The organism is Shewanella psychromarinicola (assembly GCF_003855155.1).
GTDB lineage: Bacteria > Pseudomonadota > Gammaproteobacteria > Enterobacterales > Shewanellaceae > Shewanella > Shewanella psychromarinicola.
Map to the genome: position 1 here is coordinate 4,912,358 of NZ_CP034073.1, position 23,052 is coordinate 4,935,409.

General features: G+C 42.8%; 17 protein-coding genes. 9 read left to right on the forward strand and 8 right to left on the reverse strand.

The window, feature by feature from the left end:
• Positions 1–204: 204 nt before the first annotated feature.
• The 3 genes from EGC80_RS21355 to EGC80_RS21365 all read left to right on the forward strand — a co-directional run bounded on the left by EGC80_RS21355 (position 205) and on the right by EGC80_RS21365 (position 4,619).
• The gene (locus EGC80_RS21355) at positions 205–621 is read left to right on the forward strand and encodes an Ig-like domain-containing protein (protein ID WP_124012059.1); all 417 of its coding nucleotides are present in this window, start codon (positions 205–207) and stop codon (positions 619–621) included.
• Complete coding sequence (locus EGC80_RS21360) at positions 581–2,875, forward strand: Ig-like domain-containing protein (RefSeq protein WP_206191819.1); 2,295 nt, start codon at positions 581–583, stop codon at positions 2,873–2,875. Before EGC80_RS21355 ends, EGC80_RS21360 begins: the two co-directional genes overlap by 41 nt.
• A 274-nt stretch (positions 2,876–3,149) precedes the next feature.
• Positions 3,150–4,619, forward strand: a complete 1,470-nt coding sequence (locus tag EGC80_RS21365) for an ice-binding family protein (protein WP_124012060.1) — start codon at positions 3,150–3,152, stop codon at positions 4,617–4,619.
• Between the two features lie 564 nt (positions 4,620–5,183).
• Here the strand turns inward: EGC80_RS21365 and ubiT are convergent.
• Positions 5,184–5,693 carry a ubiquinone anaerobic biosynthesis accessory factor UbiT gene (gene ubiT, locus EGC80_RS21370; RefSeq protein WP_124012061.1) on the reverse strand — a complete coding sequence of 170 codons (510 nt, stop codon included), beginning with the start codon at positions 5,691–5,693 and terminating at the stop codon, positions 5,184–5,186.
• Positions 5,694–5,833: 140 nt separating this feature from the next.
• On the opposite strand from ubiT, the gene ubiU reads away from it, so the two are divergent.
• From ubiU to EGC80_RS21390, 4 genes are all read left to right on the forward strand, one after another.
• Positions 5,834–6,835 (forward strand): ubiquinone anaerobic biosynthesis protein UbiU, encoded by a 1,002-nt coding sequence (ubiU, locus tag EGC80_RS21375; RefSeq protein ID WP_124012062.1) that lies wholly within the window; start codon positions 5,834–5,836, stop codon positions 6,833–6,835.
• Between the two features lie 9 nt (positions 6,836–6,844).
• Entirely contained in the window at positions 6,845–7,762 is a 918-nt protein-coding gene (locus EGC80_RS21380; RefSeq protein WP_101032495.1) for a U32 family peptidase, read from the forward strand.
• A gap of 749 nt (positions 7,763–8,511) precedes the next feature.
• Complete coding sequence (locus EGC80_RS21385; RefSeq protein ID WP_372491460.1) at positions 8,512–9,843, forward strand: YjiH family protein; 1,332 nt, start codon at positions 8,512–8,514, stop codon at positions 9,841–9,843.
• A 158-nt stretch (positions 9,844–10,001) separates the two neighbouring features.
• Positions 10,002–10,367, forward strand: a complete 366-nt coding sequence (locus tag EGC80_RS21390) for a PilZ domain-containing protein (RefSeq protein ID WP_101032497.1) — start codon at positions 10,002–10,004, stop codon at positions 10,365–10,367.
• A gap of 94 nt (positions 10,368–10,461) precedes the next feature.
• Here the strand turns inward: EGC80_RS21390 and radA are convergent, their stop codons facing one another.
• Positions 10,462–11,841, reverse strand: a complete 1,380-nt coding sequence (gene radA / locus EGC80_RS21395; RefSeq protein ID WP_101032498.1) for a DNA repair protein RadA — start codon at positions 11,839–11,841, stop codon at positions 10,462–10,464.
• A 494-nt stretch (positions 11,842–12,335) separates the two neighbouring features.
• Between radA and EGC80_RS21400 the strand changes: the two genes are divergently transcribed.
• Positions 12,336–14,720, forward strand: a complete 2,385-nt coding sequence (locus EGC80_RS21400; RefSeq protein ID WP_124012064.1) for a PilZ domain-containing protein — start codon at positions 12,336–12,338, stop codon at positions 14,718–14,720.
• Positions 14,721–14,920: 200 nt separating this feature from the next.
• Here the strand turns inward: EGC80_RS21400 and EGC80_RS21405 are convergent, their stop codons facing one another.
• Positions 14,921–15,835, reverse strand: coding sequence for an alpha/beta fold hydrolase (locus tag EGC80_RS21405; RefSeq protein WP_101032500.1), 915 nt, complete (start codon positions 15,833–15,835; stop codon positions 14,921–14,923).
• 919 nt (positions 15,836–16,754) lie between these two features.
• Positions 16,755–17,741 carry a phosphoserine phosphatase SerB gene (gene serB / locus EGC80_RS21410; protein WP_124012065.1) on the reverse strand — a complete coding sequence of 329 codons (987 nt, stop codon included), beginning with the start codon at positions 17,739–17,741 and terminating at the stop codon, positions 16,755–16,757.
• A gap of 162 nt (positions 17,742–17,903) precedes the next feature.
• On the opposite strand from serB, the gene EGC80_RS21415 reads away from it, so the two are divergent.
• Positions 17,904–18,578, forward strand: coding sequence for an AhpA/YtjB family protein (locus EGC80_RS21415; protein ID WP_124012066.1), 675 nt, complete (start codon positions 17,904–17,906; stop codon positions 18,576–18,578).
• A gap of 71 nt (positions 18,579–18,649) precedes the next feature.
• On the opposite strand, the gene deoD is transcribed toward EGC80_RS21415, so the two are convergent.
• The 4 genes from deoD to deoC form a co-directional block, all read right to left on the reverse strand.
• Positions 18,650–19,360 (reverse strand): purine-nucleoside phosphorylase, encoded by a 711-nt coding sequence (deoD, locus tag EGC80_RS21420; RefSeq protein ID WP_101032503.1) that lies wholly within the window; start codon positions 19,358–19,360, stop codon positions 18,650–18,652.
• 103 nt (positions 19,361–19,463) lie between these two features.
• Entirely contained in the window at positions 19,464–20,681 is a 1,218-nt protein-coding gene (locus tag EGC80_RS21425; RefSeq protein ID WP_124012067.1) for a phosphopentomutase, read from the reverse strand.
• A 12-nt stretch (positions 20,682–20,693) separates the two neighbouring features.
• Complete coding sequence (gene deoA, locus EGC80_RS21430; RefSeq protein ID WP_124012068.1) at positions 20,694–22,025, reverse strand: thymidine phosphorylase; 1,332 nt, start codon at positions 22,023–22,025, stop codon at positions 20,694–20,696.
• Between the two features lie 126 nt (positions 22,026–22,151).
• Positions 22,152–22,925 (reverse strand): deoxyribose-phosphate aldolase, encoded by a 774-nt coding sequence (deoC, locus tag EGC80_RS21435; protein ID WP_124012069.1) that lies wholly within the window; start codon positions 22,923–22,925, stop codon positions 22,152–22,154.
• Positions 22,926–23,052: the final 127 nt, after the last annotated feature.

A 23,052-nucleotide genomic window follows, 5' to 3' on the forward strand; every position in this document is an offset into this window, starting at 1 on the left:
CATGACTGTTGCTTTAACTATATTAACGTTACCACTATCTCTCCCGGAAAATAGGTCTAGTTTTTTCAGTAAACAGATAAGATCACACAACAGAGAATCTAACTTGATTATCAGTCATTGTCGCCATCAACAATAAGCAGGAAGAAGACGGAAAAGTAAAGGGAATGTAAACGTAATTTCACAGAATTTCTAAGGAATAATGGTATGAATATATTTAACAAAAAGGCATCGCTTCTATTTACGATGCTGCTGGGAGTTTTCCTCTTAGCGGGTTGTAATAACGACGATAATAACAACACTAATAACGATAATGGGGCCGTACTATCATCCATAGCAATTACCCCTGCCAACTCAAGCTTGCCCGCCGGCTTGAAGCAACAGTTTACTGCTATAGGCACCTATTCGGACGGCACCTCGTCTGATATCTCCAGCTCGGCAACCTGGTCATCTGATGACTCGGCTATTGCCACAATCAATGGCAGCGGTCTCGCCACAGGGGTTATCCCAGGTTCAGCTGCGATTACAGCATCTATAAGCTCATCAGATGTGCAATCGGCAACAACCACGCTAACCGTCACCGATGCAATGCTCAATTATCTATCTGGCCATCACACCAGCTAATCCGAGCATTGCCAATGGCTTGACCAAACAGTTCATGGTTACTGGTACTTATTCGAACGGCACGTCGCCAGATGTCACCGCATCAGTCACTTGGTCATCGGCCAATACGCAAGTTGCCACAGTGAATGAGAGTGGCCTTGCCAGCGGCGTTGCCATAGGCTCTGCGCTTATTACCGCTTCTTTAGGCTCTGAGGAAACAACGACTGAGCTCACCATCACAGATACTATTTTAAGCTCAATAGCGTTAACGCCCATTGACCCAAGCATTACCAAAGGCTTGACCCAGCAGTTGACCGCGACCGCGACTTATTCAGACGGTATCTCAGTTGACATTACGGCGTCAGCCACTTGGTTATCTGCAGAGACCGACGTTGCGACAGTAAATGATAGTGGTCTGGCGAGTGCCCTTGCCACGGGTACCTCAGTTGTTACCGCAACTTTTGGTGCTAAATCAGCGACTTCAACGTTAACTGTTACGGATGCGGTGTTGAATTCAATTGCGCTAACACCTGTTGACCCCAGCATTGCCAATGGCTTGACCGAGCAGTTTACTGCTACCGGTACGTATTCCGATGGTACATCTGTTGATATCACCACCTCAGTGACTTGGTCATCGGCTGATACCAGTGTTGCGACAGTGGTCTCTAGTGGTATTGCAAGAGGTATTGCCACTGGGTCGTCGGTTATTACCGCAACCTCAGGCGCGATATCAGCCACTTCAGTGTTAACGGTTACGGATGCGACGTTATCTTCAATTACGGTAACGCCAGGCAATCCAAGTATTCCCAAAGACCAAACGCAACAATTAAAAGCTACAGGGGTTTTCTCAGACGGAACATCGACTGACATCACGGCCTCAGCTGAGTGGTCTTCTGCAAATACCAGTGTTGCTACAGTAAACACTAATGGTCTTGCAAGTGGCGTGGCCTCTGGTACGTCAGATATTACCGCAACATCAGGTGCTACATCAGGTAGTACAACATTAACTGTCACTAATGCCATATTGAGTTCATTAGTTGTTTCGCCAGCTACTCCGAGCGTTATCAAGGGTATGAGCAAGCAGTTTGCTGCCACCGGCACTTATTCAGACGACTCTGTTCATGATGTATCGACAAAGGTGATCTGGTCATCAACAGATCTCTTAGTAGCAACGATAGATACTAACGGTCTTGCCACTGGTATTGATGCAGGTTCGTCGCTTATTACGGCAACCTTAGACACGATATCCGATGATAGCAACTTGACTGTCATAAATGCGACGCTGGATTCAATTACAGTAACGCCGAGTGATCCGATAATTTCTAACGGTAATACGAAACAGTTCACTGCTACAGGAACTTATTCTGACACTAGCGAAATTAATATCACCTCATCAGTTACTTGGTCATCTGCCGATACACAGGTAGCCACTATGAATGCCAACGGTAAGTCAAACAGCGGTCTCGCTAGCGGCGTTGATGTCGGTACATCCGTCATTATTGCAACACTAGACGGCAAATCAGCGGAAACAAACCTGACGGTCGAAGAAGCGATACTCAATAACCCGCTAGCACCAGAATTGGGTGAAGTGGCGCGTTTTGCCATCCTTGCCTCACAGGCCATTACGACCACGAGTGGTTCTGCCATTGTCGGTGGTGACTTGGCGATTCTTGACCAAGCACGCTCTTATTATGCAGGCTTTACCCCTGGAGTGAAGGCAGGCGAACTTGATGAACTGACCAATGGCTTATCTTATGCGGGCGACGACAGCACACCCCCTTATGTGATCCCTGTGCCTTATGCCTCAATGGTTGCATTTATCAATCAGTCGAGAACTGATTTAGGTATTGCCTATAGCTTTCTCGCGAAAGATCCTAATCCAAACGCTGCTACTCAGGTGCTTCCGATTGAATTGGGTAATCTGACCATGACTCGTGGTGTCTATAAAACGGCATCTAACGTCACTATTCAGACCGGTACTCTTACGCTTGATGCTCAAGGAGAGCCTGATTCTGTGTTCATCTTTACCATAGGCGGTGATCTATCTACTGGTGCTCCAGGTGGCGACATTGTCCTTAGCAATGGCGCACAGGCAAAGAACGTCTATTGGAGAACCGCAGGAAAAACCGTTATCGGCACTGGCACCAGCTTCGCTGGAAATGTCTTCGCTTGGTCAAAAGTGAATGTGCTTACCGATGCTATCGTCACAGGTCGACTAATGGCGGTTACGGAAGAGGTTACTTTGGAATCCAATGATATAACCAAAAAACCTTAGTTTGACGGTCGACTGACACGAGTCGACTTAACAAAAGACCGAGGAGACAGATAGCTTGTCTCCTCAAGGATCCCTAAGCGGTGCTGATATAAGCGCAAAACATTGCGATTTTTAAGCACCGTTACCGATAAACCATTTACCTATCAATGAATGCCTTTTGGCATAACCGACCATTCACAGCAGCAAAGAAAATCTATTTATCGGCTCTATTCCCGATGAAGGACGTAAGCATTCTTGGTGTTGCGAGGTTAAATTTTTTTAAAGGATACAAAATATGCACACAAGCAAAAAACATTTTACTCAGCCGATGTGGGCTAGCGCCGCAGTGCTGCTTACCTTAGTCGCGGGTTGTAGTGACGATAACAACGATCCAGCTATTGTGTCCGTCATTGCGCCAGAAGTTGTGCCGACTATTAATATCAGCAATCCAAGTGATCTTGCGGCTAATGTGGCGATCAACCAACAGGTCACAGTAACTTTCAATGAAGCCATGGATGGGCAAACGATTAATGATGCCAGCTTTATTGTAAAAGATGCCAGCGAAACCGTCGTGGTAGGAGCCGTCTCTTATAATGAAACGAGTCATACCGCTGTGTTTACCCCAAACAGTGATTTTACGTATAACACTCAGTACCAAGTATCAATCACAACGGATGTAAAAAATGCTAAAGGCGTCGCGCTGACCAGTGGCTTTAGCTGGTCATTTACCACCTCTGCGTTGCATGATGTTATTGCACCACAGATAGTATCAAACGACCCGGTTGATCTAGCCAAGAATTTTGCTTTGAATAGAAATGTGACCGCTGATTTTAGTGAGGCGCTTGATCCTAATACGGTAAACGGATCCAGCTTTACCTTAAGTGATGGTACAAATCTTGTCGCGGGTGTGATTAGTTTTCAAGGCACCAAGGCAAGCTTCAATCCAGATGATAATTTAGCGGCCAATACGCTCTATACCGCGACCCTGACTACTGCTATCGCCGATTTGGCGATCCCAGCTAATCTATTAGCGACGAAGTTCAGCTGGAGTTTTACCACTAGTGCTGCCGCGGCTCTTGGGCCAAAACCGGTTAACTTAAGCACTGCTGGGGATTTTGCCATTTTGACTAAATCTGGTATTACCAATGTTCCAGCTTCCGCTATAACAGGCGACATAGGTGCAAGCCCTATCACGTCGGCTGCGATGGACAATGTAACGTGTTCTGAAATCAACGGTACTATTTATGGCTCAGACGTCGGATACACAGGTAGTGGTGTAGTTAACTGCTTTAAAGGCGCAGCACCTGATAATACTCTGGTTGCCCAAGCCGTGCTTGATATGGGCACAGCCTATAACGATGCTGCTGGCAGAACGTTACCCGACTATACTGAACTCGGTGCCGGTAATATTAGTGGCATGACGTTAGAGCCAGGTCTATATAAGTGGAGTTCAGGTGTGTTGATCACTACCAATGTGACCCTTTCAGGCAGTGCCAATGACGTGTGGATTTTTCAGATAGCAGGTGACCTTACTCAAGAGGGTGCCAGTCGTATTACTTTAGAAGGCGGCGCTCAGGCAAAAAATATCTTCTGGCAAGTGGCCGGAAGTGCCGGTGTGGCACTTGATACAACGGTGCATTTTGAGGGTGTGGTTTTGGCTGAAAAAGGCATAAGCTTAAATACGGACGCGACGGTTAACGGCAGATTGATGACCCAAACGGCCGTCACCTTAGATCATAATATCGTGGTCGAGCCCGCTGAGTAAATCTGTTACTAGCGATGACTAGCACTAATATTCTAGCAATAATATTCTAGCAATAAAGAGTCTAGCACTAGTCTAGCACTGGCAATATGTCACCATCCTTTGACGCTTTGCGTCAGAAAATCAATATCCGCTAAACTCAGTTTAGCGGATATTTTTATGGTATTAATAGCGACGATAGCGACATTCATTGTGATGCAAAACCCGAATGCCCTAAAAGGTTATCACCATAGGTGAAGCTGTTATGAACACCCCACCGACGTCGCTTAGTGTCGGTCAATGGGTTTTCGGCGATGGTGATAAAACCGACACTGAATGCATAAGACTCTGAATGCGTAGAACATTGGGTCCATGCAGCACTGGAGGCGAGGATCACTTCGACAAGCCGACTTGCGGATCGGTTTGTGCCATTGATGGTATAAATTCAGACCCACAGCAGAGTCACAAAACCCATGGCTAAATCAATTCGCCATGCTTACGGACAAGTTGTCATGTCAACATTGAGCATCTGACACCGGCAAAAACGGCGCTAAATGCGCCGTTTTTTTATATTAAACAACAAGGCAATCACTCATTAGCTGTTAATATTTGCAGCATTTTTGCAAATTTTTCAATGCCAATTTGCGCTGGTTTAGGTAAGTTCTCTAATTCAATAGACAGCAACATATTTTTGACTTCTAACCCTAATTCAGTATCCCCTTCAATGCGTAATTTACGCTGGAAAAAGAGTGTGTCTGGATCTTCTTTACCTGCCGCAACCAAAACTAACTCAGGCACATTGGCACTGAATGTCACATCGGGCTGGGTAAAAGATCGCACCTGTAATTGTGTGTCCATACTCACCTCAAAACGTAAACCAATATCGTCGACACAAATACCAACCCACTTTTGCTGTAGAAAATGGAGTTCATCTGACATCAATTGTTCAGCTAACACTAAATTCAGTAGTTTATTGATGACGATTATTTTTAACTTTTCCGGCATCACGTTCAATGAACGACGGCTAACTTGAGGCGCAAAATGTAACAACTGTTGCGATAAGTGTTGCGATAATTGTTGTGTAAACGCTTGAGCCATCGAGAGTACCTACTTGGAAATAGAACGAGTAATAGAGTCAGTTTACTGGTAATTGATCTAACGAAACCTGTTTTAAATCAAATCATGTTAACTCAATCACATTTACACTCCTCTTCTTAAAAAAAAATGAGCACACCAAAATGGAACTCTTATGCCCCGCAGGTAATTTAGCGTCACTGAAAGCCGCGTTCAATGCCGGCGCTGATGCGGTTTACCTCGGACTTAAAGATGACACCAATGCGCGTTCGTTTGCAGGCTTAAACTTTTCGGCCTCACAGCTAACGCAAGCCACCCAATTGGCCCATCGCCAAGGCCGAAAAGTCTTTTTAACTCTAAACACCTTTCCTAAACCCGGTGAAGAACATCGTTGGTATCAAGCCGTCGATTTAGCGGCACAGTTAAACATGGATGCACTCATAGTAGCGGATCTATCATTGCTCGATTATGCCCACCAGCACTACCCGCACCTTCCCTTGCATTTATCAGTACAGGCCAGTGCCACAAACCTAGGTGCATTGTCATTCTATCAACAGGCTTTTAATATTGAGCGTGCAGTGTTGCCGCGAGTGCTGTCAATGAAACAAGTTCGAGATTTAGCCAAAGTGAGCCCGGTTGAACTTGAAGTCTTTGCTTTTGGGAGTTTATGCATCATGGCTGAAGGACGCTGTCATTTATCATCTTATGTCACAGGCCAATCACCTAATACAGGCGGCTCATGTTCCCCTGCTAACCATGTGCGCTGGCAAGATGCTGGCAGCGACAAGCTGACTCGGCTCAATGATGTGTTAATCGATAAAGCCGATGCGAGCCAACAACTAGGTTATCCCGTGGTCTGTAAAGGCCGTTATGTTGCCGAATACGATCATGATGCAAAATATTTACTGGAATCACCTACCAGTTTAAACACCTTAAGCTTATTACCTGAACTTGCCCGTGCGGGGATCAAATCACTCAAAATTGAAGGTCGTCAGCGCAGCCCTGCTTATGTTAGCCAAGTCACTCACGTTTGGCGCAGTGCTATCGACGCTTATTTGGCCAGTCCCGAGTCTTTTTGCGAACAACCGCAATGGTCACAAGCGTTAGCAAAAGTATCTGAAGGTCAAATTACTACATTGGGCGCTTATGAGCGTCAATGGCAATAAGGTTGCACAATGAAAATATCACTTGCTCCAATTAGTTACTGCTGGTCAAAAACTGACGTTGAACATTTCTATGATCAAGTCGCGTTAAGTAATATTGATACCGTTTATTTGGGTGAAACCGTGTGCAGTCGCCGTCGTGAACTGAAGTTTAACGACTATCTTAACCTTGCCAATATGCTTAAATCTCATGGTAAGCATGTGGTGCTATCGACCATGGCACTAATAGAAGCACAATCTGAACTCAATGAGCTAAAACGGGCGATTGAGAATGGTGATTTCAGTATTGAAGCCAATGATATGGCTGCGGTGCATTATGCGCACCAAGCCAAAGTTCCCTTTGTGTGCGGACCAACAATTAATAATTACAATCGAACCAGTCTTGATTTATTGCATCAAAAAGGGATGTTCCGTTTTGTGATGCCTTGCGAACTATCACAACAATGGTTAAGTTCAGTTATTAATCAAGGCAATAAACCTAAGTTTGAAATTGAAGTGCTCGGCCACGGGTATTTACCATTAGCTCATTCTGCGCGTTGCTTTACCGCCAAACATTACCAACTTCCTAAAGACAAATGCCAAACAATTTGCCAACGACACAGCAAAGGTTTACTGGCTCAAACCCAGGAGTCGCAACCTTTATTACGCTTGAACGGTATTCAAACGCAGTCAGCGGCACAGGTGAATCTGATTAAGCAAATCCCACAGATGGTGGATATGGGCATTGATTATTGGCGGATATCGCCCAATAAATTAACCGATATTGCCATGGGTTCAGATCTTGCCCATGCATTAGAGCATGCAAAAAACAACTCACTGAATATTGAAACCCTGATCAAAAAACAGTTAAATGATCAAAACCATGCATCGATTATCAATCATCATTGTAATGGTTATTGGTTAGGATTACCCGGCATGGACTGTGCCTAAAATCCCAAAAACCTTCCGAATGGGTCCTGAATATACCCAAGTCACTTCAACATGCTCGTTTCAAAGATCCCTTAGGATAACTGAAAAAGGCAGTGATTGAATATAAGAGATCGTCGCTTCGCGACTGATTGGTTCTAGGAACTCGCCAGCTCGCCAGAGGGCGGTGCTTCGATCCTTCTAGGTCCTAGGTCGCTGCGCGGCTAGATGCTATAAAATCTTAGCAGCGAAGTGTTCGCTTGTTATCGTTTCCTAGCAGGACGAAGTCCGCCCTAGAACCTAGAACCTAGAACCTAGAACCTAGAAGCGAAGTGTCCTCGAGTCCTAGCAGCCGCAGGCACTCTATTCCTAGACCCTAAGGACGCAGTCCGTCCTAGCTATTATGGCTTAAAGAATGTGATCAAAATTAGCGGGAATATCCGTGCTCATTAATGGCGCTAAAACAATGGATATCAACATAAAGCCTAAGATAAAACACCTTAGCAACAAATATCCAATCTAATGATTAGATTAGGGTTTTATTATATACCCTGACCTTTCCCCTAAGTAAATATCTACTCACATTTAACTAATATCTATTCGACTCAGTATTCGTTTTACATACAGCAGATAAGGGGGTAACCTTGCCTACCCAAAAAACACAACTGAATGGACATTCAATTTCTGTCCATGATAAAACGTTGGGTAGCACAGCTGGCCAACTTAAAGCACATAAGTAAGGTGTATTTAACGTGACACAAAAAAAACATAGCATTAAAACAATTCTCACCTTTATTATTCCGTCACTGATTGGCTTACTACTGTTTATGACGCCTATCAATATTGAAGGTTCGATTACCATTCCAATTGCCATTATCTCAAAAGCATTGCAAAGCCAAATGGGCAGCTCGATCCAGCTTATTGTTACCTGCATCGTTGTATTAATGGCATTAGCCTCGTTGCTCACTCAGCTCATTAATCCTAAATTCGTGCGTAAAAGCACTTTTTTACGCACCTTGCTGAAAGTGAATTTATTTTGGTTAGCCATACGAATATTAGGCGCAATCTTTATCGTGATGGTTTATTTGCAAGTGGGACCCGACGCCATTATTTCATCGGCAACCGGTGGCTTAGTACTGAATGATTTAGTGCCTGTACTGTTTTCAGTATTCATTTTTGCTGGCATGTTATTACCACTATTACTCAATTTTGGTTTATTGGAATTTTTTGGCACTTTATTAACTAAAGTGATGCGTCCCATATTCAATTTACCCGGACGCAGTGCCATTGACTGTATGGCCTCTTGGCTAGGTGACGGCAGTGTGGGTATTTTAATGACCACCAAACAATACGAAACTCGTTTTTATACCGCCCGCGAAGCGGCTGTTATTGGCACAACCTTCTCTGCGGTGTCGATTACCTTTAGCCTAGTGGTCATATCACAAGTCAAACTTGAACACCTTTTTGTCCCGTTTTATCTCACTGTGTGTTTAGCCGGTTTTGTTGCCGCAATCATAGTACCTAAATTACCTCCGCTATCATGGAAAAAAGATAATTACATCGATGATACCCCTCGCCATGAAGATGACGAAACCATCCCAGCCAGTCATGGGGTATTTTCGTGGGGATTTGAACAAGCAATGCAACGCGCCTCTAAGGCCGGTGGGATAAAGCATGTCCTAACTGAAGGGGTTAAAAACGTTGTTGATATGATATTTGGGGTGATCCCTGTTGTTATGGGGATTGGTACCGTCGCATTGGTGTTAGCTGAACATACCCCTCTTTTTAACTACTTAGGGATGCCATTTATTCCACTATTAGAGCTGCTGCAAATCCCTGAAGCCACCGCAGCGTCGAAAACGATTGTGGTGGGATTTGCCGATATGTTTATTCCCTCCATTTTAGCCAGCTCTATTGAGTCAGACTTAACCCGTTTTGTTATTGCCGCATTATCGGTCACTCAGCTTATTTATATGAGCGAGGTAGGTGCTCTTTTGATTGGTAGTAAAATCCCAGTTAACTTTTTTGAGCTATTCGTTATCTTTATTTTAAGAACCTTAGTGACGCTTCCTATAATTGCATTAATGGGCCATTTACTGGTGTAGTTGAAGCAAGAGAACTTAATAACTCAATATAAAAAAGGAGCACAACGTGCTCCTTTTTTTATGCTAAATATTCTCTGCGTAATCAACAAAAATCAAGTATGCTTGAAAGATAAACATTGACTCAGTGTCATAGCGGTACTGATAAATAAGGGTAAACCATGGACAACAGGCGTAAATTTTCTCGTATATTATTTGATGCCAGTGCTTATATCGCACAAACAGAACAAACTTGGCGAACTAAGATTTTAGATTTAAGTCTCAATGGCGCATTAGTTGAGCTACCGCTAGGATATACCGGTCAACTCAATAGCATCTTAACTCTCGAGTTTATGTTACCTGATTCTGATATCGAACTAAAAATGCAAGCCGCCATTGTGCATAAAACACCTGAGCACCTTGGCTTAAAATGTACTCATATCGATGTTGAAAGTATTACTCACCTTCGCCGAATTATTGAACTGAATATGGGTGATGCAGAATTATTAAATCGTGAAATTACGTCTTTAATCACTCCTGTACCTTAAAAATCGACCGATAATTATTGTCAGTAAATATGCCAAAAGGGTAAGTCAATGACCTACCCTGTTAATCGCAAGTTCCAGCGCTATCAATCGAGGGTTATTTAATTAGTTCAAGTAACTCATGGATAGTTTTAACGGGGATAATTTTTGCGCCAAGCCCTTCCATGGTTTTATGATAATTACGAAATGGAATAAAAATTTCCGTAAACCCATGCTGCGCAGCTTCCTTTACCCTCGGCACACCACTATCAATTGGGCGCACATCGCCGTTCAAGCTCAACTCCCCCATGATGCAAGTCGTTCTAGGCACCACAAAGTCATTTAAACTGCTCAATAATGCGGTTACAAGCGCTAAGTCGATACAGGTTTCTGACTCATCAATTTTCAAACCGCCCACTATATTAAAAAACGTATCATGGAATATCTTAGTTTTAGTATGTTTACGTAAAATACCAGTTAACATCTTAATTCGATTCATGTTTAATCCAACACACACGCGTTGTGGGAACTCTGATTCAGTTTCCGTGGTTAAACATTGTATTTCTAACAGTAAGTTACGGTTACCTTTACGTATACAAGTAATAGTCGAACCCGGTGAGTCAGTGGTCGAGCCTGATAGAAATATTTCGCTTGGGTTATCAACGCTGAGCATACCGCGCTCACTCATGCGGAATATACCCACGGTATCAACATCGCCAAAACGGTTTTTATTGGCGCGCAAAGTCCGAATTTGACCGTCATTGGTATCAATATGTAACAATGCATCCACGATATGCACTAAGGTTTGCGGGCCGGCAATTTCGTTATTTTTATTCACATGAGCAATAATAAACATGGTGACATTATTTTTTTTACAATATTGGGTAAAGGCCTGTGCCGCTGTTTTAACTTGTGAGGGTGACCCTGGGCTACCATTTGCCGCATCGGTAACCACAGCTTGAATAGAATCAATCACGGCAAACTTAATTTGCTTAGCGTCTAGCTCCTCAATAATGGCTTCTACGCTGGTTTCAGACAGCAGATACAAGTTATCTTCGTTGTAATTAAGCTTTAAACGATTAACCCGGTTTTTAAACTGAGATAATGACTCTTCAGCCGTACAGTACAATGAAGCCATTGATTGCGACATTCGCGCGACCAAATCAGATAACAGGGTTGTTTTACCCGCACCAGGATCACCTGAAATAATATTCACCGACCCTGTTGTTAAGCCACCGCTTAATACTCGGTCCAACTCCCCTATCTGAGTCAGTCTTTTTTCGGCGTCCTCTGACTCAACTTCACTGAGTTTTTTCGAGCCGCCGCCGACTCCACCCGCATACCCGAGTACCGATGACCGTGACGTTGAACTCTTTGATGCTGATAATTTCATTTCGACCAAAGAATTCCACGCACCACAACGACACTGCCCCTGCCAACGCGGATAATCTTGGCCACAATCGTCACAAACAAATGTCATTTTTGGAGCTTTAGCCATGTTAATTCCCATGTTGTAAATCAATTAAATACATTCGATTCAACTTATTCAGTCCCAGCCCTAATAAATAATCGCTATTAAGACACTATTTTTACTGCTTATACTTATCATCAACAACAAGGAAAAATGGCTGCTTAAACAACTCATACCTATAACAACTATAACAACTATAACAAGCAGATTTAGCCAGAGCGTTGCCAACGGTTACAATCTTGTCCACACACGATATAAATAAGCCATAAGTGAGTAGCAAGTTGCACTTGTTATTAGTTACTTGTTACTTGTTACTTGAACCCAGCGTGACTAAGCGTTAGATCAATGCCGCGTTATCATTAATACACTAGGTTAATCTTAATGGCGGATCAATTACCCACAATATCATTTCAGCATACTTCTCGAACATCACTGAAATATATATTACTATAAAGATCAGCAATTTCTTGCCGATAAAGATATCAGCCAGACTCACCATAAGCATTTGAAACGACATAATAATGAGTTTAGACAATCACAGTGCATTAATTGAACAACTCAAACCACTGTTCATGGAACCTGATTTTCAGGACGTGTTCGAACAGTTAACTTTTGACGAATCTAATTCAACCCGTTTTCTTTTGAAAATGGAGTTAAACCGTATCTCATCTTTATGCACCCGAATTATTGATTTGCGTCATAAAACGGAACTGCCCTGTGAAGAAGTCATCGTCGCCAATCAAAAGCACTTTCTAGACGCACCCGCTAAAGAAGCCTTGTTACAAGCACTGCCGTTATACCGTAACAAATATACCCTAGGGGTATATGAGCACGTTATACAAACCCATAAATCACGGCGCATTAAGCTAAGAGAAAATGGCCCAGTCGAGATTGTTAACCAAGAAAATCCATTTCTTGTACCTGGAGTCGTACTCGGCAGCTACTTTAATCGCTGCGAAGAACGCATGAATTATAGCATTCGGATTATGGTTTCTCAGCAAGGAATAACTGAAGTTAATGGCGTTACCCTTGATTTATCCGTCGGCGGTGCCCGCATTAAGTTGCCATTAAAACATCACTTAGACCAAGACAAGCCATTACGGGTAAAGCTACTAGAACTCGGTGATGAATTTTACCTAGAAGATTTACAGCAAGGCGTTGATTATCAAATAGTCGATATTCAAAATAAAGATGATAGTGCTATCTTTAGACTGAAAAGACTTGGCGGCGCAGAGGCATTAGATAACGTGCTATCCAAGCTTATCCGCAGCTATAAATTTCGTTATAAAGTGGATGTCAACGACGTCATTGTAACGGCGACAGGATTGGGTTATGAACGTCACTACTTACCGCTATTAACGCATTTACCGCTGTTTGTTTCTATTATTAACGGCAAGCCAGAGATAACCCACCAATTGCTGGGTAGAGGTAACCAACCGATCCAACATTATTTTCAAGATGAAAATAAAATCAGTCAGTTGCCTAGTTTAATTAATAGCAAGCGCTTAAGCCAACTAATCAAATACCCAAGCAATAGCGATTATTGCTACCTCTTCAGTTTTACCCATAAGACTAACGGTAAATTATACTTTTATTCTGCTAACTTAGCAGAGCTTAAAGCGACCAAAAATACCCATTTATTTCTAGGCTTTGCCTCAGCAAAAGCCAGTTGGCGAGTGTTTAAAATTATCACCCAGCCGATTGATCACAGTAAAAACTACAAAACATCGACCTTACCGGGTGATGATGCACGCTATGCTGCCCTAACAGAGCAACAATTATCTCAATTTAGCCATACTTTACAATTAATTGATTTAACTAATAAAGATGCTCGTAAAGACTATCAATCTTGGTCTGTTCAATCCGATGTTAATGGCTTAAAGATTTTTGCTCAAGCTAAAGTTAACCAAAACAGTATCAAAAAAGTATCCATGCCATTTAGTGAACGGCGCCATGAGGCTCGATTCGTGTTTAAAACCTTAGTGACGATCGAACAAGGTGGTAAACAGGTTACAGGCATCTCTCATGATATTTCGAGCAGAGGTTTACAACTGACTTTAGAACAATCAACTAACTTTACTGAACCTGGTGCCGTGTCATTGTCATTTCCACGTCTTCAAGCCGCAGCTGGCAAGGCCAATTTAACCCATTTACCTTATCAATTAATTCGTAGCAGGATGAATGGATTGACCTTGCATTTAAGTGCCACCATTGGTCATTCACCGCACGAAGGCGTCGAGTTTTTAAATAAACTCATTGCCCACAATAAACAAAAACTCGAACAATTATCAGATAATGAAGGTCAACAAAAAGAATTGGCCGATGGCATGAAAAACCTTGTTATGCGTCAGTTACCTGGGGTGCCTTACTTTATCGAAAAAACAGTAAAAGCCGCAAAAATGGCTTATATCGGTATCGGCACGACAACCGACGAAATCAGCCATCTATTTGCCCAAGACAGTGACAAAGTGCTGCAGTACAATTTACTGCCACTATTGGACAACAATGTATTAAAACAACAGATTATAGATCCTCTCAAATTGATGAAACCGAATCACGAAATGGGCTTTTTTGAGGTGTTTATGCAACTCACTCGCCATCCTAGAGGTGCAGTGCAGATCCAATGTAAGCTCAAATCTGAACTGGGTAACAACGCGCAACAGATTCAATTTATTACCCAGAGTAAAAAAGTCGGTCACTTTATGGCATTAAGAGTGTATGTAGGAGCAACAGACAAGCCCGATATGAGCTATATTAGACGCGAGCTAGAATATATCCACATTCATGCTCACCACCGAGCAAAGCAGTTGGAAGAACAATTGTGGAAAGTTATCGGTTCAGGTGAATTATTGGATATTACCACTGAAGTTGAAATCCGTTTCCCAAGTGTAATGGCGCTTGTTTAACCAATCTTTAACTCACTTCAACTCGGCTTAAGAGCTGGGATAAATAAACCAAAATCAGAGTATTTGACCTATTTAATATCGAACTTGAGATTTGTTTTGCTAACAAGGCGCATCGAGCGAGCCTATTGCAAGTCAATACAACGCAGTGAGCGGGACAAAGGATTGTTTGATAACCGTTTATTATCCCGAACTAAGGTTAACTAACCTGACAATGATAAATACCATTGTTTAATTTGTACAAAGTGATCTTGCTCGGCTTGTCGATCAGTCAACATCCCCGCATGATCATAGTCCAATAAATTGCCCTTTTCTTTGGCGAGCAAAGTGTACTTAACCTGGCTAAAACCGCATTCATCTATCATATCGCGCACATCGGATGGATTGCCTAAAACATGATCGTTTTTACCAGCGATAAACCATGCTGGCGGCCACACTGCTTTTGCTGCCGCTTGGGCATAATGAAAATTATCGTCATGATCAATCCAATCACCCCTGACCCAATCAATGGTTTGTAATAATGATGCACTGCTCTCATTATCCATGCCGACGCGAAATCGACTGGCGTCAAAATAGCCTTGCCTGGCAATGCAAAATGGCGCAAACCGATTCCAGAAAAAATCGACCATCAACCATTTTTTAAGTGATCTCACCTTGATAGTACGTTTACAACCAAAGGTGAGTAACGAGGCAACGCTTGACTGTAAATGAGTATACCGAGCCAAGCTGCTCGCCATTAATACCCCGCCCCATGAATGGGCACACCAATGCACTTTATTAACTAAAGGATGACGCTGTAAAATAAACTGTTGCACCAATGGCAATTGTTCACGGATCACTTCACCTTGACCCAACGTAAAGTCGCGATGAATTTTAGGCTCACTTAACCCTCGCCCCGCGGTATCCATCACATAAATATCAAAGCCAGCTTTAGCTAAAAAACAGCCTAAACCACGGCCTGAGTCACTATAAAACACCCGTCCATTAGACATAGCACCATGCAGCATCAAAATAGGCACCCCAAGAGCCGTTGGCGTAGTATGACGAATGTGTCGCAGATGCAATTGGCCATTACGGTAAGGGATAAACAGTGAGTCTTGTTGGATATCTGTTGTCAAAATAGGCAGTTATGTTAGTAATAATGAATCTCAAACTAACACTACTGCCGTGAAACACAACTAGAATAGAGTCTTCATTCTAGTGGTAACCTTAATGCTTATCCTGAGCTAAGATGATGTAATACCATTTATCAGTATGTACACTGCACCAACGACCTACCCGCTACGCCTGTAACAAAAACACTAACGCGCGTAAATCAACATGGTGTCTTGTATTAGCACATCTGCAGCGGCAATTAATGTAGGCTTGCCATTCATCAGAATGTACACTGCGCCAACGACCTACCCGCTACGCCTGTAATAAAAACACTAACGCGCGTAAATCAACATGGTGTCTTGTATTAGCACATCTGCAGCGGCAATTAATGTAGGCTTGCCATTCATCAGTATGTACACTGCGCCAACGACCTCCGTGCTACGCCTGTAATAAAAACACTAACGCAAGTAAATCAACAGCTTGCCTTATATTAGCACATCTGCAGCGGCAATTAATGTAGGCGAGCCATTCATCAGAATGTACACTGCGCCAACGACCTACCCGCTATGCCTGTAATAAAAACACTAACACGCGTAAATCAACATGGTGTCTTGTATTAGCACATCTGCAGCGGCAATTAATGTAGGCTTGGCATTCATCAGAATGTACACTGCGCCAACGACCTACCCGCTACGCCTGCAATAAAAACACTAACGCGCGTAAATCAACATGGTGTCTTGTATTAGCACATCTGCAGCGGCAATTAATGTAGGCTTGGCATTCATCAGAATGTACACTGCGCCAACTGCCTACCCGCTACGCCTGTAATAAAAACACTAACGCGCGTAAATCAACATGGTGTCTTGTATTAGCACATCTGCAGCGGCAATTAATGTAGGCTTGCCATTCATCAGAATGTACACTGCGCCAACGACCTACCCGCTACGCCTGTAATAAAAACACTAACGCGCGTAAATCAACATGGTGTATTGACACATCTGCAGCGGCAATTAATGTAGGCTTGCCATGAAATGCCACACCTAAATCGGCAGCTTGGATCATCGCAATGTCATTGGCACCATCACCAATCGCCACTCGTTGCCCTGATGCAATGGCCCATTGTTCGGCGCACTGACTAACCACTTTCGCCTTAAATTGAGCATCAACAACTTGACCAGTCACTTCGCCACTGAGCTTGCCATCCACAATAACCAGTTCGTTGGCAAACGCGGCATCCAGACCCAGTAATGTTTTTAAATAGCTCACAAAGGGTGTAAAACCACCGGATGCGACCACCAATTTCCATTGATGCGATTTTAGCTCGGCTAACATGGCTTCAAGACCGGGCATTAACGGTAACGTATCGCACAGTTCTTGAATAATGGCAGCATCGGCACCAGCAAGCTTACTGACCCGTAGCCTTAAAGACTGCTCAAAATCTAACTCACCACGCATTGCGCTTGCCGTGACTGCGGCAACGCCTTCACCAACACCAGCCATGGCAGCGAGTTCGTCAATACATTCAATGTCAATGGCAGTAGAGTCCATATCCATCACTAACAAACCCGGTTGATTTAGGCGTGCTAAAGGTTGTTGAATAAGTACAATTTCAGCGGCTATATTCTGTGGAAATGATGCAATCCATTTATCATTTACTGTTTGAGTCGACAGTTCAAAACCTAATAAATCATTCTGCCTGACTAGCTTTGCGATATGAGCATCGGATGAAATTAACGATAACCAAGATTCAATCTCAGTTGAGCATTCAACACTAAAAATAATCCGACAACGATACGGAAAATAAGATTGTAAGCTCAGTAAATAATCAGATTCTTGATAACGATATAATACACGTCCTAGATGTTGATATTTATCACAAGTATCTGAAAATAAAAAATTTAGTAAGACATTGTCACGTTGTTCCAGCATCAATATGGCCTCTTAGTATGTTACGACTATCTACTGACAAATTTTTCGATTAATATAGCTTTTTGATGATTCTGTGTAATGGGACCGGCACTTAATGGCTGCTCGACAAAAAACAGCCTCAAGACAGCTTCCAATTAAATAGAAAAAACACTAAGGATTAAAGTGATTTTTGTTAAAGGTCTTAAGAAAAGACAAAAATTCAGCAGGATTGTGCAAATCATAGTGGCAATAGCGCTGATCTTCGGTCTGATGTACTTGTGGCAATCGAGTTTACGTAATGGTCAAAAATTACTAAATTCACAAACAAAAGTGATGGCAAGATTGTTAGCACAGCAAGCCGCTAATGGTGCCGCTCCGGCGATGTTTCTGCAAAATGATGAACAGCTGCAATGGTTAGCATCAGCACTGGCTGCAGATCCCAAAGTGATGTCGGTCAATATCTATAATTCGCAAGGTGTCAGGTTAGCCTTTGCCCAAAGCGTATCTTATGAAAGCTTAGAAGCGGACTCAGAGGCGTTAAAAGGCTTATTAAAGCCGTATCCTCCTTTAATTGAAAACGTCATTCAAGATGATAACAATTTAGGCTATGTCGAAGTGCGTTTAAATCTGGATATCTTTTTTGACGAAATTAAAATCTTGCATGAACAGAATATGGAATTACAGCAAATGATGTTGATCGTAGCGGGCTTCATTGGCTTATTACTTTCACGGGCTTTATCATTTAAACGAGCAGATTTTGATCGCCGAAGGACTCGGGTCAAATTACATAAAAAAACCAAAAAAATATCGTTGACTCCCCAGCCGACTTCCGAAGCCGATACCGATAAAAGCCAGTAATCTAAAAAAACAAAAATGGGCACTAATCAGTGCCCATTTTATTATGTACAGTAAAAAATGTACAGTAAAGATTAGAACGTTAACGCTGCATCTAACGTCATAATAATCATGTCGCTGAATGTTGTTTGACGCTCATCAGATGTGGTTTTCTCACCAGTACGGATATGGTCTGATACTGTCGCAACACATAAGGCTTTAGCGCCTAACTCATGTGCAACACCATATAAACCAGCGGCTTCCATTTCGACGCCTAAAATGCCCATTTTCTCCATAACATCAAACATTTGTGGATCTGGAGTGTAGAATAAATCAGCTGAAAATACATTACCAACACGGACTTTAGTGCCATGTGCTTTAGCAGAGTCAACCACTGCACTTAATAAACTGTAATCAGCAATTGCGGCAAAGTCATTATCTTTAAAGCGTAAACGGTTCACTCTAGAATCAGTACAAGCACCCATACCAATAATCACGTCGCGTACTTTTACGTCAGTGCTAATCGCACCACAAGTACCAACACGGATTAGGTTCTTAACACCGTAGTCTTTGATTAACTCGTGTGCATAGATAGAGCAAGATGGAATGCCCATACCTGACCCCATAACAGAAATACGTTTACCTTTATAAGTACCGGTAAAACCTAGCATGTTACGAACGTCAGTGACTTGTTCAACATTTTCTAAAAATGTTTCAGCTATATATTTCGCACGAAGTGGATCGCCAGGAAATAAAACTGTCTCAGCAAATGCGCCTTCTACTGCATTAATGTGTGGTGTAGCCATTTGTATAACCCCTATATTTATATATTATTTAGTATTGCTTAATTATGTTTACAGTTTAGCAAAACCATTGAACTTTAAATAGAACCGTCGTTTGCAATTATGGCTAATTAATAAAAGATTCACCATAATCCATTGGTTCTAGTTCAAAATAACTCGCAATAGACTGACCAATATCAGCAAAAGACTGACGACGCCCCAATGAACCCGCAGGTAAACCTGCACCATAGGCTAATACAGGAACACGCTCACGAGTGTGTTCAGTGCCAACCCAAGTAGGATCGCAGCCGTGATCAGCAGTGAAAACCACTAAATCGTCAGGTTGCAAAATCGCTAACAGTTCGGGTAAACGCGAATCAAAATACTCAAGTGCTTTAGCATAACCAGCGGTATCACGGCGGTGGCCATAATGAGAGTCAAAATCAACAAAATTAGTAAATACTATGGTGTTATCACCAGCACGGTTAATTTGCGTTAATGTTTGATCAAATAACTCTTCAAGCCCGGTGGCTTTAAACTGCTGAGTAATACCACTGTGAGCATATATATCAGAAATCTTACCGATACTCACCACGTCACCGCCAGCGTCTTTAAGCTTATCTAATACGGTTGGCGCAGGGGGCAATACGGCATAATCATGACGGTTACCAGTACGCACAAAATCAGCATCGCCAGTTCCGACAAACGGACGTGCAATCACACGGCCAATGTTATAAGGCTCTAACTCTTCACGGGCGATTTTGCACAAGTTGTATAAGTTTTCTAAACCAAAGCTTTCTTCATGACAAGCGATTTGGAAAACAGAGTCTGCAGAAGTATAGAAAATAGGCTTGCCTGTTTTCATGTGTTCTTCGCCTAACTCTTCTAGAATTTTAGTACCCGATGCATGACTGTTGCCTAGAAAATCTTCTAAACCAGCACGCTCAAGAATTTTATCGGTTAACTCTTTTGGGAATGAGTTGGTCAAATCACTAAAATAGCCCCATTCATAAAGAACAGGAACACCGGCCATTTCCCAGTGCCCACTTGGGGTATCTTTACCTGAACTTAATTCGTCTGCATGGCCATAAGCACCAATAATCTCGACATTATCATCAAATCCTGCAGCAAACTGACCCGTGCTTTCAAAACCAGCATGACCTAAGCCTAAGCGAGCAAGATTAGGCAACTTCAATGGCCCTTGACGGCCGATATCGGCTCGGCCTTCTGCACAAGCTTGAGCGATGTGACCAAAAGTATCTGAGCCAACATCACCAAACTTATCGGCATCAGTAGCAGCTCCTACTCCAAAAGAGTCGAGCATTAAGATAAAAGTACGTTTCATTATGTCTTTCCTTTATAAATCTGAAGCGCGAATATAACGATATATTTCAGGCGTCTTCTCAGGCGCGCTATCGCCAATAATAACCGCTTGCTGAATAGCCGCGGCAGCTTCTGCAAACGCATCTTCAGATTGAGCATGGATCATCGCTAACGGGATATCTTTGTTAACTGCCTGACCGAGTGCGCATACTTGAGTTAATCCAACACTATAATCCAGTGTATCTCCTGGTTTACGACGTCCGCCACCTAAGGTCACAACCGCTAAACCAAGTTCTCGTGTATCCATTTTGTAAGCAAAGCCAGATGTATTGGCGTATACAGGGCGAATAATCTTCGCGTGAGGTAAATACTTATCGTATGACTCAACAAAATCTGTTGGGCCACCTAAACCCGCCACCATTTTAGCAAATGCCTCTGCCGCTTTGCCATTATCTAATACAGTATTAAGTTTATTACGTGCTTCTGCTTCGTTGTGTGCAATACCACCCAAAACAAGCATTTCTGCACATAAACCCATAGTGACCGCATATAAACGAGGGTTACGATATTGACCTGTTAAAAAGTTAATCGCCTCACGCACTTCAACCGCATTACCTGCGCAAGAAGCCAATACCTGATTCATGTCGGTCAGCAATGCAGTTGTTTTTGTGCCAGCACCATTAGCTACCGCAGTAATACTACGAGCTAATTCTTCAGATGCCTCGTAGGTTGGCATAAATGCGCCACTGCCTACTTTGACATCCATTGCTAGCGCATCTAAACCTGCGGCTAATTTTTTAGATAAAATTGAGGCGGTGATAAGTGAAATAGATTCAACCGTTGCGGTATTATCGCGGATTGAATAAAAACGTTTATCGGCAGGAACAAGATCGCCCGTTTGGCCAATAATGGCCACACCAGCATCTTTTACCACTTTGCGGAATAATTCACTTGACGGTTCAGTTTGATAGCCTGGAATAGCATCAAATTTATCTAGCGTACCGCCAGTATGACCTAGGCCACGCCCCGAAATCATCGGCACATAACCACCACAAGCTGCAGCCATAGGACCAAGCATTAGGCTTATGACATCGCCTACACCACCGGTACTATGTTTATCGATAATAGGGCCATCAAGGCCGAGTGAATCCCAATTTAATACGGCTCCGGAATCTCGCATTGCTATCGTTAATGCAATACGTTCGTCCATATTCATATCTTTGAAGTACACCGCCATGCCGAACGCAGCAATTTGGCCTTCAGAAACCGTGTTATGGGTGATGCCATCAACAAAAAATTGAATTTCTGCAGTACTTAGTGCATCGCCGTTACGTTTTTTACGGATAATCTCTTGAGCAAGAAACATATTGAGTCCCTATTAGGCAATCCAACACCTTTAGGATCGCCATTAATATCTGGAATGTCATCAATTGATGACGCTTTGCATAACGATAATTCATCATCCAAAGTGGCTATTAGCGCATTGTACGAATTAGTAGCCTGAAGTAGGCGTAGGCGCTTCAGTCAATTCGAGCGTATGCAACAAGCTATTTAATAAGCTAGATGCACCAAAACGGAATGTCTGCGGACTGACCCAATCTGCACCTAAAATACGCTCAGCTAAGGCTAAAAACTCTGCCGTTTTCGCTGCATCTCGCACGCCGCCAGCAGGCTTAAAACCAACCTGACGGTTTTTCTCGCTGATGACGGTTAACATAATTTCAGCAGCTTCAAGCGTGGCATTAACCGCAACTTTCCCCGTCGAAGTTTTGATGAAATCAGCACCTGCATCAATCGCTAATTCAGAGGCTTTACGGATAAGTGCGGGATCTTTTAACTCACCAGATTCGATAATAACTTTCAACAAGACATCATCACCACACTCTTCTTTACACGCTTTAACCAGTTCAAAGCCAACCGTCTCATTGCCTGCCATTAAAGCACGGTATGGGAACACGACATCAACTTCATCAGCGCCATAGGCAATGGCAGCGCGAGTTTCTAATACCGCTATAGCGATATCATCATTACCGTGTGGGAAGTTGGTCACTGTAGCAATCTTAATGTCTTCACAATCAAGTTCATTAAGTGTTTTACGTGCAATAGGAATAAAGCGAGGATAAATACAAATCGCCGCAGTATTGCCGGCTGGAGACTTGGCTTTGTGGCATAAATCGATCACTTTTTGATCGGTATCATCGTCATTTAACGTGGTTAAGTCCATTAATGAAATACCGCGTGACGCCGCTTTTTTTAAATCAGTCATAATTGCTCTCCGAAACGAAAAATCAAAGTCGATAATTTTTTTTCAGGCAACACTATGTAGCTGGCATATTATTATAATTATGGCCGGGCCTTCAGTATTGCCAGTAAATCTAGGTGATATTTACTAA